Below are 16642 nucleotides of genomic sequence, written 5' to 3'. Positions count from 1 at the left end.
CGGGTCTCCCGTAGGGCGCGTCCGGCGATGACGCGCCCGCACTACCGCCCGTTCACGACCCGCCGTGCCACCCGGTCGCGGGCCGCGCAGAGTTCCGCGTCCAGGGCGGTCCGCCGTGCCGTGTCCGCGGTGACCGTCGCCGGCACCGGGGGAGCGGCCAGGAGACGGGAGCGGCGCAGGTGCGTCGGCGGGTGGGTGGAGTCCACGCCGTGACCGTGCCGGGCGCCGCGCCGGAGCAGGCGTTCGTGCTCGCTCGCCGGGACCGAGTCCATGTGCGCGGCGAGCCGCTCCCACAGGCCGCGCCAGGCGTCCCGGCCCCCGCCGTCCCCCGGTCGCCCGGCCTTGAGGGCGTTGGACTCCCGCAGCAGGGTGGTGGCGGCGGAGTCGGACGTCAGCAGCCGGTCGATCAGCCCGACGGCAGCCTCCGTGGAACCGCACCGGGCCGCCCAGGAGTCGGCCAGGTACTCGCCGCGCTGGGTGGCGCGCAGGGTCAGCTGGTCGAGGAGCATCAGGAGACCCAGGACCGCGCAACGGGGCAGCAGGCAGACGGCGTTGACCGCGGCCTCCGCGAACGTGGGGTTCGGCGTGCGGGCAAGCAGGTACCACCAGGCGCCCAGCGATTGGAGCGCGTTGCCGATCACCAGTCCGTGCCGGGCATCGCCGTTGGCGTAGTGACCGAGCTCGTGGCCGAGCAGCGCGATGCGCTCCTGCGGGGTGAGGATCTCCCAGAGCCCGAGCCCCACGGTCAGCACGCGGCGCTGCCGGATCCCGTACGTCGACACGCTCGCGTTGACCTCGTCGGTGATCGCGACGGTGTGTACCCCGGTGGTCCCCACCGCCGCGGCGACCTCGTCGATCAGGGCGAACAGTTCCGGTGCGTCGCCGCGCAGGAGCAGCGGACCGTGCTCGGGAAGCCGGCCGAACCGCGGGCGCAGGGCGAAGGCCAGGACGAGGCAGAGTGCGCCGAGTAGCGGGAGCGCGGTGCCCCAGCCCAGAACCACCAGGAGCAGCCCTCCCACGATCAGCGCCGCGGTGACCCCGTGCACCGCGAGCGCGAGCGCGAGGGCGAGCATCCCGTGCAGGTCCCGCCGCGGCCGGAGGACCGCGTCGGCACTCACCTCGGCGTAGAGCCGCTCACCGTGCCGCCGGGCCAGCCCCCGCCGCAGGGTCTCCAGCCGTCCGGCCGGCTCCCCGGCCCCGCCCGGGTCCACGTTCCAGTCGCAGTCCGCGCACCAGGGCACGAACCCGTACTGCGTGCGGACCTCCGTCCCGCAGTCCGGGCACGACTGAACACGCTGATCGACTGTGCTGGTCACTTCCGAGGCCCTCGTCGCGCGGCTCCTCGCAGGAGACCGTCATGGTGCGCCGCCGCTCGCGCGGCCGGTTGCGCACCGGGGCCGTAGCGTAGGCGGTGGGCCCGGAAGTGGCACAGCACTTTCCATGCGCAGGACGTCACCCACCGTGCTCGTCAGGCCAGAAAGCGGGCGAGTGTACCCATCTCGCTCGCCCGTCACACGCTCCGGCACCGCTTTTTGTTCCTCTATGCGGCTGAACTTTTGTTGATCTGTGGTCAGTTGATGGGGCAGTGGGCCTAACCTTGAACGGGTGAACCACTTGATGTCCCGCGAGTCCGATGCCGATCTTCCCGGAAGCGACGCCGTGAGCCAGGGCGGCCAGGCACTGCCCGGCACGCTGTCCGAGGCGCTGCGCGCCGAGCTGATCGCCTTCCGGCGTGATCTGCACATGCACCCCGAGCTCGGCAACCAGGAGTTCCGCACCACCGCGGCCATCAAGGCCCGGCTGGAGCTGGCGGGGCTGGCGCCCCGGGTGCTCGCCTCCGGGACGGGGCTCATCTGTGACGTGGGGACGCGGAGCGAGGCGACCCGGCCGATGCTGGCGTTGCGGGCCGACATCGACGCGCTGCCCATCCCGGACACCAAGGCGGGCGTCCCGTACCGGTCCACCGTGCCCGACCGGGCGCACGCCTGCGGGCACGACGTCCACACCACCGCGGTGCTCGGCGCCGGCCTCGTGCTCGCCGAGCTCGACCGGCAGGGGCTGCTGCCCAACCCGGTGCGGCTGGTCTTCCAGCCGGCCGAGGAGGTGCTGCCCGGCGGGGCGCCCGAAGCGATCGGGTCCGGGGCGCTGGAGGGCGTCGGCCGGATCATCGGGGTGCACTGCGACCCGAAGGTCGACGTGGGGCGGATCGGGCTGCGGGTCGGGGCCATCACCTCCGCCTGCGACCGCCTGGAGCTGTCCCTGGACGGGCCCGGCGGGCACACCGCCCGCCCGCACCTGACCACCGACCTGGTCACCGCCGCCGCCAAGGTGGCCACCGAGGTCCCCGCGCTGCTGTCCCGCCGGGTCGACGCGCGGGCCGGGCTCGCGGTGACCTGGGGACGCCTGGAGACCGGGCACGCGTGCAACGTGATCCCGCAACACGCCGAACTGTCCGGCACGGTTCGCTGCCTGGATCTGACCGCCTGGCGCGACGCACCGGACCTGGTGCACGCCGCGATCGACGAGGTGGCCGGAATGTACGGTGCGAAGACGCTGATCAACTACATCCGGGGCGTTCCGCCGGTGGTCAACGACAGCACCTCGATCGACCTGCTCGCCGGCGCGATGACCGCCCGCCGTGGTTCGTATGCGATCGAGGACACCGAACAGAGCCTGGGCGGGGAGGACTTCTCCTGGTATCTGGAGCACGTGCCGGGCGCGATGGCCCGGCTCGGGGTCCGTACCCCCGGCGACACGCGCGGTCTGGACCTGCACCGGGGCAACTTCGACGTGGACGAGGAGGCGATCACGGTTGGGGTGGAGCTCTTCACCGCCTCCGCGTTGCTGGATGTCAACCATCCGTAACAGGACAGGTCACCCCCGGTTCGCGACGATCCGATAACGGCTTCCGTACAGGGCTTTATCTGACATCTACGCGCGTTACGATCGCCGCGAAACCAGCGCCGGAAGAGGCGCTTCGGTCAGGTTTGAAGGAGCCTTCCCTTGCGCCGGGTATCCAAGATCACCGCAGCGTGTGCCGTTACCGCGGCGCTCGCGCTCACCGCCACCGCGTGTGGCAGCTCGTCCGACGAGAGCAGCACGTCCGACAAGGGCCAGCTGAAGATCGGCATGGCCTACGACGTGGGCGGCCGTGGCGACAACTCGTTCAACGACTCCGCAGCCCGCGGTCTGGACAAGGCCAAGGCCGAGTTCAAGGCGCAGACGAAGGAGCTCACCGCCAAGAACGGTGAGACCCCGGCCGACCGCGAGCAGCGGCTGCAGTCGCTCGCCGAGGGTGGCTACGACCCGGTCATCGCGATCGGCTTCGCCTACAAGGACGCGGTCGACAAGATCGCCCCCAAGTACCCGAAGGTCAACTTCGGCCTGGTGGACTCGGTCTCCGACGCGAAGAACGTCGCCTCGATCGTCTTCACCGAGGAGCAGGGCTCCTACCTCGCCGGTGTCGCGGCGGCGCTGAAGTCCAAGGACGGCCAGGTCGGCTTCATCGGTGGTGTGGACCTTCCGCTGATCAAGAAGTTCGCCGCCGGTTTCCAGCAGGGCGTCATTGACACGAACCCCAAGGCCAAGGTGCAGATCCAGTACCTGTCCACCGGTTCGGACCTGTCCGGCTTCGGCAGCCCCGACAAGGGCAAGGCCGCCGCCAAGGGCATGCTCGACAAGGGCGTCGACGTCATCTTCGCCGCCGCGGGCGGCTCGGGTGCCGGTTCGATCGAGGCCGTCGCGGGCCAGAAGGGTGCCTGGTCCATCGGTGTCGACTCCGACCAGGCCCTGGACCCGGCGCTGGCGAAGTACAAGGACACGATCCTGACCTCGGTCGTCAAGAACGTCGACGCCGGCGTCTTCGACCTGATCAAGTCCGTCAAGGACGGCAAGCCGCTGACCGGCACGCAGACGTACTCCCTGGCCAAGGGCGGCGTCAGCCTGACCACCACGGGTGACCACCTCAAGGACATCCAGGCACAGCTCGACGCGGCGAAGAAGAAGATCGTCGACGGCAGCATCAAGGTCAAGACCACGACCTGATCCGGCCCGTCGAATCGGGGCCCGGGAGAGCGGCTTCGGCCGCTCTCCCGGGCCCCGATTCACGTACCGTCACCGGTCCCCGTACGCCACCTGTGAACAGGTGGCCAACGATTCGGTGGCGCTACGCGCGTAGCGCCCGTTCCGGCGCGGTACCTTTTTCCGCCCCCGCTATCGGCACCCCCACCGCCTTTGCCCTCCGCTCCTGCCAAGGAGAGTGCGCCATCAACGCGTCCAGCAGTCCTCATGCCGTGGAGCTCCGCGGCATCACCAAGCGGTTCCCCGGGGTCGTGGCCAACCACGACATCGACATCACCGTGCGCCGCGGCACCGTCCACGCTCTCGTCGGTGAGAACGGCGCCGGCAAGTCCACTCTGATGAAGATCCTGTACGGCATGCAGAAGCCGGACGAGGGCACCATCGCGGTGGACGGCGAACAGGCCACGTTCTCCAACCCGGGCGACGCCATCGACCGCGGCATCGGCATGGTGCACCAGCACTTCATGCTCGCCGACTACCTGACCGTCCTGGAGAACGTCGTACTCGGCTCCGAGAAGCTGTACGGCATCGGCGACCGGGCCCGCGCGAAGATCAAGGAGATCTCCGAGTCGTACGGTCTCGGCGTCCGGCCGGACGCCATGGTCGAGGACCTCGGCGTCGCCGACCGCCAGCGCGTGGAGATCCTCAAGGTCCTCTACCGGGGCGCCCGCACCCTGATCCTCGACGAGCCCACCGCCGTCCTCGTACCGCAGGAGGTCGAGGCGCTCTTCGACAACCTGCGCGAGCTCAAGGCGGAGGGCCTGACCGTCATCTTCATCTCGCACAAGCTGGGCGAGGTGCTGTCGGTGGCCGACGAGATCACCGTCATCCGCCGCGGTACGACCGTGGGCACCGCCGATCCCGCGCACACCACGACCAAGCAGCTCGCCGAGCTGATGGTCGGCAGTGAGCTGCCGTCGCCGGAGACCCGCGAGTCGACCGTCACCGACACGCCGATGCTGACCGTCGACGGACTGCGGCTGACCGCCACCGACCCGGACGGGGTGGTGCGCTCCGTGCTGGACGGCATCACCTTCACCATCCACAAGGGCGAGGTCCTCGGCATCGCGGGCGTCGAGGGCAACGGCCAGTCCGAACTGGTCGACGCGATCATGGGCATGCGCACCCTCGACGCGGGTGCCCTCACCCTGGACGGCGCGGACATCACCCGCGCGGCGACACGCAAGCGCCGCGAGGACGGAATGGCCGTCATCCCCGAGGACCGGCACCGGCACGGACTGCTGCTGGAGGCCCCGCTCTGGGAGAACCGGATCCTCGGCCACGTCACCGAACGCCCCAACAGCAAGGGCGCCTTCCTCGACCTCAAGGCGGCCCGCGCCGACACCGAGCGGATCGTGCGCGAGTACGACGTGCGCACCCCCGGCATCGAGGTCACCGCGGCCTCGCTCTCCGGCGGCAACCAGCAGAAGCTGATCGTCGGCCGCGAGATGAGCCACTCGCCCAAGCTCCTGATCGCCGCGCACCCGACCCGGGGCGTGGACGTCGGCGCCCAGGCCCAGATCTGGGACCAGATCCGTGCGGCGCGCCGCGAGGGGCTCGCGGTGCTGCTGATCTCCGCCGACCTGGACGAGCTGATCGGGCTCTCCGACACGCTGCGCGTCATGTACCGCGGCGGGCTCGTCGCGGACGCCGACCCGGCGACCGTCACCCCGGAGGAGCTCGGCTCGGCGATGACCGGCGCCGCCAGCGGCCACCTCGAAGCGCCCGACGAACCGGCGGCACCGGCGAAGTCACTGCGGCCCGCCGACTCACCGGCACCGGAGACGTCACCGCGGCCGGCGGACTCACCGGCACCGCAGGACCCGGCTGCCGACCGCACCGAGACCGACCCCCGGGACGGGGGAGAGGACCGATGAAGAAGATCGACAAGGAGCGGCTGCTCCTGGGGATCGCGGCCCCCGTACTCGCGATCGTGGTCGCCTTCCTGGTGACGGCACTCGTGCTCGCCGCCACCGGCAAGGAGCCGTTCAGCGCCTTCGGCATCATGTTCGACTACGGGGTGAAGTCGGACAGCCAGGTCTACATCCTGAACAAGGCGACGACGTACTACCTCGCAGGTCTCGCGGTGGCCGTCGGCTTCCGGATGAACCTCTTCAACATCGGCGTCGACGGCCAGTACCGCCTCGCCGCGTTCTTCGCCGCGGCGGTCGGCGGCGCGCTGACCCTGCCCGGCGCCCTGCAGATCCCGCTGATTATCCTCACCGCGATGATCGTCGGCGCCATGTGGGCCGGCATCGCCGGTGTCCTCAAGGTCACCCGCGGCGTCAGCGAGGTCGTCTCGACGATCATGCTGAACGCCATCGCGACCGCGATCATCGGCTACCTGCTCCAGCAGAACCGGCTCGGCCACCTCGACGAGGCCGGCACCAAGATCTCCACCAAGCCGCTCCCGGAGTCCTCGCACTTCTTCGAGTTCCCGACCACCCCGTCGCCCGTCTGGGGCTTCATCGTGATCGCGGTCGTCGCGGGCATCGCCTACTGGTTCACGCTCTCGCGCACCCGGTTCGGCTTCGACCTGCGCACCGTCGGCCAGTCCGGCTCCGCGGCCGAGGCCAGCGGGGTGAACGTCAAGAAGATGGTCGTCACCTCGATGCTCATCTCGGGCGCCGTGGCCGGCCTGATCGGCATGCCGACGCTGCTCAACGACAGCTACGAGTACAGCGGCGACTTCCCGGTGGGCATCGGCTTCACCGGCATCGCCATCGCGCTCCTGGGCCGCAACCACCCCATCGGCATCGCGCTCGGCGCGCTGCTCTGGGGCTTCCTGGAACGCGGCACCGGAAAGCTGGAGTTCGAGGGGTACGACAAGGAGATCGTCGGCGTGATCCAGGGCGTCATCGTCCTGTGCGTCGTCATCGCCTACGAAGTCGTCCGCCGCTACGGACTCAAGCGCCAGCAGAGCAAGGTCGGCGCGGAACTCGCCGCACAGGCCGCCCGTAACTCCGACCAGCAGGAGGTGTCGGCGTGACCGTCACGGCGACTTCCACCCCGCCCCCCGCGGCCCCCAAGGTCGCCGGCGGCAAGGGCGGCCGCACCCGCCTCTCCTTCCCCGTCATCCTCCTGATCATCGCGGGCGTGCTGCTCGCGCTGTCCGCGGTGCGCGCCATCACCGGCGCGCAGGACGTCACCTCGGCCGGACAGATCAGCGCGGCCCTCGCGATGGCCGTGCCGATCGGCCTGGCCGGTCTCGGCGGCCTGTGGTCCGAGCGCTCCGGCGTGGTCAACATCGGCCTCGAAGGCATGATGATCCTGGGCAGCTTCTTCGGTGCCTGGGCCGGCTGGCAGACCAACCCCTGGCTCGGCGTGCTCGCCGGTGTCCTCGGCGGCATGCTCGGCGGACTGCTGCACGCGATGGCGACCGTCACCTTCGGCGTCGACCACATCATCTCCGGCATCGCCATCAACATCCTGGCGCTCGGCTTCACCACCTACTTCGCCAAGCTCTGGTTCAACTCGGGCGAGGCGGCGGCCAAGGGCGGATCGCCGAAACAGTCCCCGCCGGCCGACGAGATCACCTCGGTGACGATCCCGGGTCTCTCCAGCTGGCTGCACTCCGTCGAGAAGCACCACTGGTTCTTCGTCTCCGACCTGGCCGGCGTCATCGGCGGTCTGGTCACCAACGTCTCGCTGCTGACGATCGTGGCCGTGGTCCTGTTCGTCCTGACGTTCTTCGTCCTGTGGAAGACCGCCTTCGGCCTGCGGCTGCGCTCCTGCGGCGAGAACCCGGTGGCCGCCGAGTCCCTCGGCGTCAACGTCTACACGTACAAGTACATCGCGGTGGTCGTCTCCGGCGGCCTGGCCGGGCTGGGCGGCGCCTTCCTCTCCCTGGTCACCTCGCACATCTACAACGAGGGTCAGACCGGCGGCCGCGGATATATCGGTCTCGCCGCGATGATCTTCGGTAACTGGCGGCCCGGCGGACTCGCCATGGGCGCGGGCCTGTTCGGCTTCGCCGACGCGCTCCAGCTGCGCAACGGCGGCGAGTCCGTCCACGCGCTGCTCCTGCTGCTCGTGGTCGTGCTGGCCGGCATCGCGGCCTGGAAGCTCTACCGCAAGAGCTTCCTCCAGGGTGTGATCAGCGCGGTCATCGCCGCCGCGGTCCTCGTCTGGTACCTCGGTACGGACACCGTGCCCACCGAGTTCGTGAGCGCCACGCCGTACATCGTCACGCTGCTCGTCCTCTCGCTCTCCGCGCAGCGGCTGCGGATGCCGAAGGCGGACGGCATGCGCTACCGCAAGGGCCAGGGCAAGTGACGCCGACCGCCGGTGCGAGTGCGGCCGCCGTGGCCGAGGCCGACTGGGACGCCCTGCGGGCCGCTGCCCGGGACGCCATGTCCCGGGCGTACGCGCCCTACTCGGGCTACCCGGTCGGCGTCGCCGCGCGCGTCGACGACGGCCGTACGATCGTCGGCTGCAACGTCGAGAACGCCTCGTACGGCATCGGGCTGTGCGCCGAGTGCGGACTGGTCTCCCAGCTGCACGCCACCGGCGGCGGCCGGCTGACCCACTTCACCTGCGTGGACGGCTCGGGCGAGATCCTGGTGCCGTGCGGCAGGTGCCGGCAGCTGCTGTACGAGTTCGGCGGGCCCGCACTCGTACTGGAGACACCGGACGGTTTCCGCACGCTCGACGAGATGCTGCCCCAGCCGTTCGGGCCCGGGCACCTCGGCTGAACCACGCTCCTCACCACCGCCGGACGGGCCGGAATTCCTCCCCGTCCGGCGGTTTCTCTCATCCTCTATGCGCGTAGAGTCAACGGGACTCAAGCGTACGTACCGGCCGGAAGGACTCCAGGACATGGACGCCATCTCCGTCATCCGCACCAAGCGGGACCGAGGCGAGCTGACCCCCGAGCAGATCGACTGGGTCATCGACGCGTACACCCGCGGTGAGGTCGCCGACGAGCAGATGTCCGCGCTGGCCATGGCGATCCTGCTGAACGGCATGAACCGCACGGAGATCGCCCGCTGGACCGCCGCCATGATCGCCTCGGGCGAGCGGATGAACTTCGACGCGCTCTCCCGCCCCACCACCGACAAGCACTCCACCGGCGGGGTCGGCGACAAGATCACCCTGCCGCTCGCCCCGCTGGTCGCCGCCTGTGGCGCCGCCGTGCCGCAGCTCAGCGGGCGTGGCCTCGGTCACACCGGCGGCACCCTCGACAAGCTGGAGTCCATCCCCGGCTGGCGCGCGCACCTCTCGAACGCCGAGATGCTGAACGTCCTCGACACCACCGGCGCGGTCATCTGCGCGGCGGGCGACGGGCTCGCCCCCGCCGACAAGAAGCTGTACGCGCTCCGCGACGTCACCGGCACCGTCGAGGCCATCCCGCTGATCGCCAGCTCGATCATGTCCAAGAAGATCGCCGAGGGCACCGGCGCACTCGTCCTGGACGTCAAGGTCGGCTCCGGCGCCTTCATGAAGAACCTCGAGGACGCCCGCGAACTGGCCTCCACCATGGTCGCGCTGGGCACCGACAGCGGAGTCCGGACGGTCGCCCTGCTCACCGACATGGCCACCCCGCTCGGCCTGACCGCGGGCAACGCCCTGGAGGTCCGCGAGTCGGTGGAGGTCCTGGCCGGCGGCGGACCGCAGGACGTCATCGACCTCACCCTGGCCCTCGCCCGCGAGATGCTGGACGCGGCCGGACTCAAGGAGGCCGACCCGGAGAAGGCCCTCGCGGACGGTTCCGCGATGGACGTCTGGCGCCGGATGATCTCCGCCCAGGGCGGCGACCCGGACGCCGCGCTCCCGGTCGCCCGCGAACAGCACGTCGTGACGGCCCCGGCCTCCGGCGTACTGACCCGCCTGGACGCCTACGACATCGGCGTCGCCGCCTGGCGCCTGGGCGCGGGCCGCGCCCGCAAGGAGGACCCGGTCCAGGCCGGCGCGGGCATCGAGCTGCACGCCAAGCCCGGGGACACGGTGACCGCCGGGCAGCCGCTGCTGACGCTGCACACGGACACCCCGGAGAAGTTCGAGTACGCGCTGAAGGCGCTGCCGGACTCCTACGACATCGCACCGGCCGGCACGGCGTTCACCGCCACCCCGGTCGTGCGGGAACGTATCGCCTGACCTGCGGCTTCCCCATACGGGTGAACGGGACCGGTGGACTGCCGCCGGTCCCGTTCGGCATGCTGGACTCGGTGACGCACCGATAGGGCGGGACCGACATGTGCGTAGTTAGCGAAGATCCCGGCCGTGCCACGTCCAGGACTGAGTCGAGCTCGTCCGGATCGAAGTGGAGCCGGTCGCGCCGGAGTGCTGCAAGGTAGAGCCTATTGAGGCACCCACCGTGTCGCCCCTGCTGCCCAAGGAGCACAACGCCGCCGCGGAACCTCTCCAGCGCAGGCCTTACACCGCATGCCGAAGAATTGCGGATCCGCCACACCTTTGGCGTTTTCGTGCCAGGCTGCCCAGGCCCTGGCTCCCTTGCGGAACAACGCCAACCACGACTGCATCGGGCAAGGTGCACGACATGAGAGAAGGGGCGTCGACCTCTTTCGGCTCTTCGCCCCCGGGACTGGACACCGAAGGCTTCCCCGTTGGACGAGAAGCACCATGGCGCTGCGATGAGTTCTCGTTGCCGGGCCAGTCACCTTGGTATGGAATTCTTGACACCGGCTACTTTCATCGTGTCCGGACGCGTCACCAGGGCTGGCGTGCCCCACCTTTGCTCCGACTTGGAAGCGATACTGGCCACGTCAGACGCGACCGTGGTGGACTGTGACGTCGGCGGCATCGTCCAGCCGGACCTGGTGTCTGTGGAGGCGATCGCGCGTTTGTCGCTGGTAGCACGGAGATCGGGCGGTAGGCAGCTGCGGCTGCTCGGGACACGGCCTGAATTCCAACACCTCCTCGATTTGGTAGGGCTGGGTGAGGTGATCGAGATTGCGGAGGCGCCTTCTCAAGCGGAGGCCGAGGGTGTCGGTCCAGGACTTGGGAAGGTGCAGCTCACGGTCCGCCAGCGCCCCGATGGGTCTGACCTTGCGTTCTAACCGCGTTGGCTCGGAATCGAACCCCGTTGTGAGTGGCGTGGTGGGAATACCGCGGGGAGGGCCGTGACACGTAGACGGCCGGTCGTGTTCTCGGAGTGACGATCTCCCGGAACCAGAACGGCCTTTGATATGAGTGTTTCCGACTGCCTGGGCGCCGCCGTCGGGGATGGTGCCGCGTTTTTTTGATGTCCACCTGCACGAGTTCGCCGGGCCGGTCGCGTTCGTAGCGGCAGATGACCCGGCCGGTAGCCCGGTCGAGATGGCTGAGCCGGGTCAGGCCGAAGCGGACCAGTACCCGGTGCACAGTGAAGGGCACCAAACCCAGCAGGTGCGCGATGCGGGCTGGTCCCCACCGGCGTGCGAGGTGGACTTTGATGATCCGGAGTTCGGTCCGGGTCGGCGTGCGTCGAGGGCTGTGGTGAGGGCGGCTGGAACGGTCGCCCATCCCTGCCTCGCCGAGCCTGCGGTATCGCCCGGCCCACCGCCGTGCTGTGGTCGGCGAGATCTGGAACCGCTCCGCTGCCCGACGCAGAAGCCACCCGTCATCGACCACGAAGCGGGCCAGCCGCAGACGTGCGGTCTCGGTCAGGGGGCATTACGGTGGGGCATGAGGGCCTTTCGGGCTGGTGTAGACGTCGCAATCCACACCGAACCCGGAAGGCCCTCACCCGTTCAAGAACCCCAGACGGTGACCACCGTTACCGCACCCAACCTCCATGGACAGAACACCTAGAGCTGGAGTTCCGGCGCGGTCACGGTTCCCTGTACAACTCGGTCAAAACGGGCTGGCTGGAGAGCGGCCGTCTGTGCGCCCTGTTGGCTACCACACCGGTGATCAAGGAGAACGATGGGTCGTGCCGGCCGTGGACGTGACTTCGTTGCAGTGGCCGCATGCTGACACCCGCCCCGAGCGCAGGCTCTGCTACGTCAGCGGACATGGGCGAACGCCGGCCTGAACGCTCCGGGCTGGCCCTGCTCCTTCGTCGCCGCGGTCGAGCCCGGCCGGATATCTCCTGGACCGCCGTCCTGGACACGGTGCGCGCGGCATCGGGCGACGAGGCCCCCGAACTGGCCGCCGACGAGATCTGCGAGATCTTGGACCGTCTCACCGGCTCGGCCATCGCCACGAGGACGACCCGGACGCAATGATCATGCTGGACTTTGGCTACGACGTGCCCCGGCTGGCGCAGCTGCTGGCCGACCTGGCGGTGGAACTTGTGGTCAGGGTGTGCTCCCGATCGCCTCTACTACGACGACCCCGGCAAGTCCGTCTATCGCGTCAAGCCCGGCAAGCGCACGCCACGGTCGTCGCCTTGCCTTCGCCGCCCCGCACACCTGGCGCTGGGAATTGGGAAGCTGAAAGTGGCCGGCTGGCCCCGCGGATGCGAGGAGAACCGGCCACCGGTCCTTGTGGGGGAGGCCAATCTTGCGCGTTCTTTAGCTCTGCCGATATCTGGACGACGGCTTGGCAGGTGAAGTCAGCCCCGGCTGGGACAGCCCCCGTCGGCGTACTGGACCATCCAATTCCCGTTTCCTGACAACCAGCCGGTGTCTATCGTCTTGTCCTCCGCACCGCACACCGAGACGGTCTTTCTGTAGGTGCTCACCTGGACAGTGATGTGGCCCCCAGTTTTGGAGAGTCCTGATATTTTTCCGGTGATGCGGGTCTGCTTGGTGGTGCTGTTCTTGCAGATGCTGGCGCTAGCAACGTAGTTGACACTCGCTGGCGCGATGGGTCCCGATTGACAGGTGATGGGGTTGGTCGCCGCAGTCGCTGACGACAGGCTGGTGGTAGATGCGGCCGCGAGGACTGCTATTGCGATTGCTGCGGCGCACGTGTTGAAGGTCTTCATGTCACGTCCTTGACGACTGCGATGACGTGCCATATGGCGAAGAGGTGAGCCACTGCGGCGGCCCAGAATCCCCAGAGCTCCGCGTCCTTCCCTCGAATAATGGTGCTCCAATGGGTCAGGAGTAGTCCCGCGCTCCAAGCCCACAGCGGCCAGGCCGCGTAGGCGACGTTGGAGCGCGCACCAAATCCGTAGTCCAGGGCTAGGGCGAAACCGAACAAGATCGCGGTGACGATCCAGTCAAGAGTGCCAACGAACGCGTGGGGGTCTTTGCCTTCATGGCGCATCGTGAACATCTGTATCTCCGGTCAGAAAGGCCCGGGATCTGGTGTGACTGCGGTAGTGCGCGCCTGTGTTAATGGAAAGGTGACGCCGCACGGCGGCCGTGGGGGCGCAACGCGAGGGCCCACCCCACGGCCGTGTCCGAGTGCGGATCAGATGTGGGACCGGATGTACGAGTAGATCGTGTAGATGTCTGAGCTCCACGCGATGGCCCAACGGACGGCCCGCGGAACCTTGTCGCTGTACCAGACCTTGAAGGTGCTCCAGCCGGCCTTGACCGCGGTGGTGCAGCCCTTGACCTTCTTCACCAGCTTCACAAGAGCCGAGAAGCGGCCCTGGACCACTGCGTCGGTGGTTACGTCGCTGGAGTAGAGGGCCGAGCTCTCAGCTGCGGTCAGCTCTGCCTCGGCGAGCATGGCCTGACCTTCGGCCGTATTGAGGTAGGAGACGAACGTGGCGTGCGAGTTGACCTCGATCTCGTCCGTAGTGGCCTGGAAGGCCGCGGGAGAGGCCTGGCTTTGCTGCGCCGGGGTAGCTGTGGCGGCTGGCGCGGCGAATCCGACGGTCATCGCTGCGAGAGCTGTCGCCACACCGATGCCAATCTGGCGTCTGTTCACTACTATTCCTCTCGGGTAAGTGAGCGGGCAGTGCTTCAACGCATCTCAATGGCCTGGAAACCAATGCGTTGAGGCGTTGCCCGCTTCCCGGCTGCCCGGGTGATCGTCAAAAGATATGAGTCGGTCGCACTGTGTGCAACAGTGATCACTTGGAATGGCCGAAAGGTGCCAGCTGCATCCCGGCTCGACAGTCGTTTTGCCCGCCGGTCCGTGATCCTTCTGATGCCCGCGATCGCGATGATATGGCGTCCGCAGTAGAGCCCCGCGGCGCAGATGACAGGCGGCCCCGTCCTATCACCCCAGTCATGCTTCTCCATTTGCCCTGGTCGTAGGGCTATTTTGGGAATTGACGGGCTGGCGCTCTGTCAGGTGGGCGGTAGTTCGTGACTCGACTGATCGGGATAGGTGCGGCGCTGGGTAGCGGTGGGAAAGTACCCAGCAGTAATGGGTGGGTGGGCTCTGAGCCGCTCGTCGACGCAGGCAGTTTGGACACGGTCTAATAGATTCGTCGCCCCTTCGCTCCGTCGCCTGGCAGCAGATCCGCTGCCAGGCTCGGCCCGGGCACGGCTCAGAACACGGCGGATGCGCCAGCTTCTCCTAGGCGGCTGGTCTGTTGCGACTTGGGCACCGCCAGGGCATGGACCGTGTCGGCATCTTCCCGCGTTCGCCGCAGGGGCGCTCCTGCCCGTAGGCCGCATTAGCGGTCACCCAGATGATCGGCAGCGCGGAGTTCAGACCGGCTGGCAGTCGAACTCCGGCTGCGGCCCCGGCTCCGCACCCGGGACCGGGGGCGCGACAGGGGCCAGCGGCGTCGCCGCCGGCTCACCGACCCACTGCGTGACGCCCCACGCTGCGACGGGCCAGCACCACCCACCCGCCACCAGCCGCCGCCTCACCCGGCGTCGGCCTCCAGGTGGTCGGGCAGCCCGAACAGCGGGAACCAGCGCGGGGTGTCCAGGAAGCAGTGCATCCCGGTGATCGCACCGTCCGAGATGTCGATGACCTGCACCGCCCACGGCACGAAGCCCGGCCCGTCCGGATTCGGCTTGTAGTGCGCGAACGCCGGGGTGCCGTTCGCCGACGTCGCGACCAGCCGGGAGCCCGCACAGCTCGCGCCGATGGAGAGCATGAAGCCGGTGATGTCGTCGTGCCCCTGCAGCCAGAGGTCGAACGGCGGCATCGTCATGATGGCGTCCTCATGGAGCAGCGCGGTCAGCGCCGCCATGTCGTAGCCCTCGAACGCCGCCACGTACCGCTCCAGGAGCTTGCGCTGCTCCTCGTCGAGCGGGTCGGCGGCGTCGGCTGCCACGCTCTGGTGGTCGGTCAGCGTGGCCCGCGCCCGCTGCAGGGCGCTGTTGACCGAGGCGACCGAGGTGTCCAGCAGCTCGGCGACCTCGCTCGCCTTCCACGCGAGCACCTCGCGCAGGATGAGCACGGCCCGCTGCTTGGGCGGCAGATGCTGGAGCGCCGCGACGAACGCGAGCCGCACCGACTCACGCGCCACCGCCGCCTCTGCCGGGTCCGCGACCGACGGCAGGATCCGCCCGTCCGGCATCGGCTCCAGCCAGGTGTTCTCCGGCAGCGGATTGAGCGCCGCCTGCGCGAGCGGGGTCGGACCCGTGAGATCGACCGGCCTGGCCCGCTTGTTGCCCGCGTTCAGCATGTCGAGACAGACGTTCGTCGCGATCCGGTACAGCCACGAGCGCAGCGAGGACCGGCCCTCGAACTTGTCGAAGTTGCGCCAGGCACGCACCAGCGTGTCCTGGACCGCGTCCTCCGCCTCGAAGGCCGAGCCGAGCATCCGGTAGCAGAAGCCGGTCAGCTCGACCCGGTGTCCCTCCAGACGGCTGTCGATGTCCGCCGTGGTTGCCGTCAGATCACTCATCGCTTCGCTCCACCCCTGTTGCGCTGTGACACCGCTCACTTCAGCACTTCGGAAGCTACCGCAGGGCACTGACAACGGGGGCAGGAAGAGCAGAAAGCGGTCACGTTCCGGGCTTGCGCCCGTACACAAAGACGTCGTCGCCGTTCTTCAGCAGATTCCAGTATGACTTCGCGTCGGCGGTGCGCATGTTGACGCAGCCGTGCGACCCCGGCGGGTTCCACATCTTCACGCCCACCGAGTGGAACGCCTGGCCGCCGTCGAAGAACTGGGAGTACGGCATCGACACGTGGTAGATCGACGACACGTGGTTGATGTGGCGCCAGTAGATCTTCTTCGCCCCGCCGCGGGTCTCGTACCCGTCCCGCCCGGTCCGCACCGGCACCGGGCCGAACTTCAGCTTGCTGCCGTCCTGGATCCAGCTCAGCTGCCGGGTCAGGTCCACGCACGCGATGCGCCCCTTGTTCGTGGGGCACTTCTTGGCCTTGTTCGGGTTCTTGCCGGCCGCCTTCTGGGCGGTGAGCGTCTGCATGGTGCGCCAGGTGACCGGCCCCGCGTAACCGATCGTGGGGGTGACCCCGTAGGTGCTCTGGAACGACCGGATGGCCTTGCAGTCGGCCGCCGACTGCTTGCCGTCCACCGGCCGGTGCAGATACTTCTCGACCTGCTTCTGGTACGGCCCCTTGGACGCCGTGCAGGAGGCCGCCTGCGCGGAGGTGCCGGTGCCGAGAACGAGCGCCGGTACGGCGGTCAGGCCCGCGACGGACAGCGCGAGTCCGCGCCGCATCCGCACGCCCCGTATGTTCCCCGTGTTCCCCGTGACTCTCATGTACGCCAACTCCCCTTCGCGCGCAGTGCGGTGGTTCCGACTGCTAGACGCGCGAGGGGGAGCGGTTGGTTGTGCGCCGAATG

At 68.8% G+C, this 16642-nt stretch carries 14 protein-coding genes and 1 pseudogene; 8 read left to right on the top strand and 7 right to left on the bottom strand.

Going from position 1 to position 16642, the window contains the following annotated elements; genetic code table 11:
- Positions 1-41: 41 nt before the first annotated feature.
- The gene (locus LNW71_RS10785; protein ID WP_250968052.1) at positions 42-1316 is read right to left on the bottom strand and encodes a M48 family metallopeptidase; all 1275 of its coding nucleotides are present in this window, start codon (positions 1314-1316) and stop codon (positions 42-44) included.
- Between the two features lie 301 nt (positions 1317-1617).
- Here LNW71_RS10785 and LNW71_RS10780 point away from each other — a divergent pair, with 301 nt between their 5' ends.
- The 7 genes from LNW71_RS10780 (at position 1618) to LNW71_RS10750 (ending at position 10176) form a co-directional block, all read left to right on the top strand.
- Positions 1618-2865, top strand: coding sequence for an amidohydrolase (locus tag LNW71_RS10780; RefSeq protein ID WP_250971965.1), 1248 nt, complete (start codon positions 1618-1620; stop codon positions 2863-2865).
- Between the two features lie 138 nt (positions 2866-3003).
- The gene (locus tag LNW71_RS10775) at positions 3004-4044 is read left to right on the top strand and encodes a BMP family ABC transporter substrate-binding protein (protein WP_250968051.1); all 1041 of its coding nucleotides are present in this window, start codon (positions 3004-3006) and stop codon (positions 4042-4044) included.
- A 248-nt stretch (positions 4045-4292) separates the two neighbouring features.
- The gene (locus tag LNW71_RS10770) at positions 4293-5957 is read left to right on the top strand and encodes an ABC transporter ATP-binding protein (RefSeq protein WP_250968050.1); all 1665 of its coding nucleotides are present in this window, start codon (positions 4293-4295) and stop codon (positions 5955-5957) included.
- The gene (locus tag LNW71_RS10765; protein ID WP_250968049.1) at positions 5954-7069 is read left to right on the top strand and encodes an ABC transporter permease; all 1116 of its coding nucleotides are present in this window, start codon (positions 5954-5956) and stop codon (positions 7067-7069) included. The genes LNW71_RS10770 and LNW71_RS10765 overlap by 4 nt, the downstream gene beginning before the upstream one ends.
- Positions 7066-8355 carry an ABC transporter permease gene (locus tag LNW71_RS10760; protein ID WP_250968048.1) on the top strand — a complete coding sequence of 430 codons (1290 nt, stop codon included), beginning with the start codon at positions 7066-7068 and terminating at the stop codon, positions 8353-8355. The genes LNW71_RS10765 and LNW71_RS10760 overlap by 4 nt, the downstream gene beginning before the upstream one ends.
- Positions 8352-8774 carry a cytidine deaminase gene (locus LNW71_RS10755; RefSeq protein WP_308294475.1) on the top strand — a complete coding sequence of 141 codons (423 nt, stop codon included), beginning with the start codon at positions 8352-8354 and terminating at the stop codon, positions 8772-8774. Before LNW71_RS10760 ends, LNW71_RS10755 begins: the two co-directional genes overlap by 4 nt.
- Positions 8775-8898: 124 nt before the next feature.
- On the top strand, positions 8899-10176 hold the full coding sequence (locus tag LNW71_RS10750; RefSeq protein WP_250968047.1) for a thymidine phosphorylase: 1278 nt from the start codon (positions 8899-8901) through the stop codon (positions 10174-10176).
- A 1028-nt stretch (positions 10177-11204) separates the two neighbouring features.
- Here the strand turns inward: LNW71_RS10750 and LNW71_RS10740 are convergent.
- Positions 11205-11708: pseudogene (locus LNW71_RS10740) on the bottom strand (leucine zipper domain-containing protein); the annotation flags it as partial.
- Positions 11709-12035: 327 nt separating this feature from the next.
- On the opposite strand from LNW71_RS10740, the gene LNW71_RS10735 reads away from it, so the two are divergent.
- A complete protein-coding gene (locus LNW71_RS10735) occupies positions 12036-12248 on the top strand; it encodes a hypothetical protein (RefSeq protein WP_250968046.1) in 213 nt (70 codons plus the stop codon).
- Between the two features lie 329 nt (positions 12249-12577).
- On the opposite strand, the gene LNW71_RS10730 is transcribed toward LNW71_RS10735, so the two are convergent.
- From LNW71_RS10730 to LNW71_RS10710, 5 genes are all read right to left on the bottom strand, one after another.
- A complete protein-coding gene (locus LNW71_RS10730) occupies positions 12578-12952 on the bottom strand; it encodes a hypothetical protein (protein WP_250968045.1) in 375 nt (124 codons plus the stop codon).
- Positions 12949-13245, bottom strand: a complete 297-nt coding sequence (locus tag LNW71_RS10725; protein WP_250968044.1) for a hypothetical protein — start codon at positions 13243-13245, stop codon at positions 12949-12951. Before LNW71_RS10725 ends, LNW71_RS10730 begins: the two co-directional genes overlap by 4 nt.
- Positions 13246-13383: 138 nt before the next feature.
- Positions 13384-13848 (bottom strand): hypothetical protein, encoded by a 465-nt coding sequence (locus LNW71_RS10720; RefSeq protein WP_250968043.1) that lies wholly within the window; start codon positions 13846-13848, stop codon positions 13384-13386.
- Between the two features lie 892 nt (positions 13849-14740).
- Complete coding sequence (locus LNW71_RS10715) at positions 14741-15733, bottom strand: sigma-70 family RNA polymerase sigma factor (RefSeq protein WP_250968042.1); 993 nt, start codon at positions 15731-15733, stop codon at positions 14741-14743.
- A gap of 100 nt (positions 15734-15833) precedes the next feature.
- Complete coding sequence (locus LNW71_RS10710) at positions 15834-16559, bottom strand: L,D-transpeptidase family protein (protein ID WP_250968041.1); 726 nt, start codon at positions 16557-16559, stop codon at positions 15834-15836.
- Between the last annotated feature and the right edge of the window lie 83 nt (positions 16560-16642).

Source organism: Streptomyces sp. RKAG290 (assembly GCF_023701695.1).
Lineage (GTDB): Bacteria > Actinomycetota > Actinomycetes > Streptomycetales > Streptomycetaceae > Streptomyces.
Note: the sequence above shows the minus strand (reverse complement) of the source record. Positions and strands in the feature narration are given on the sequence as shown.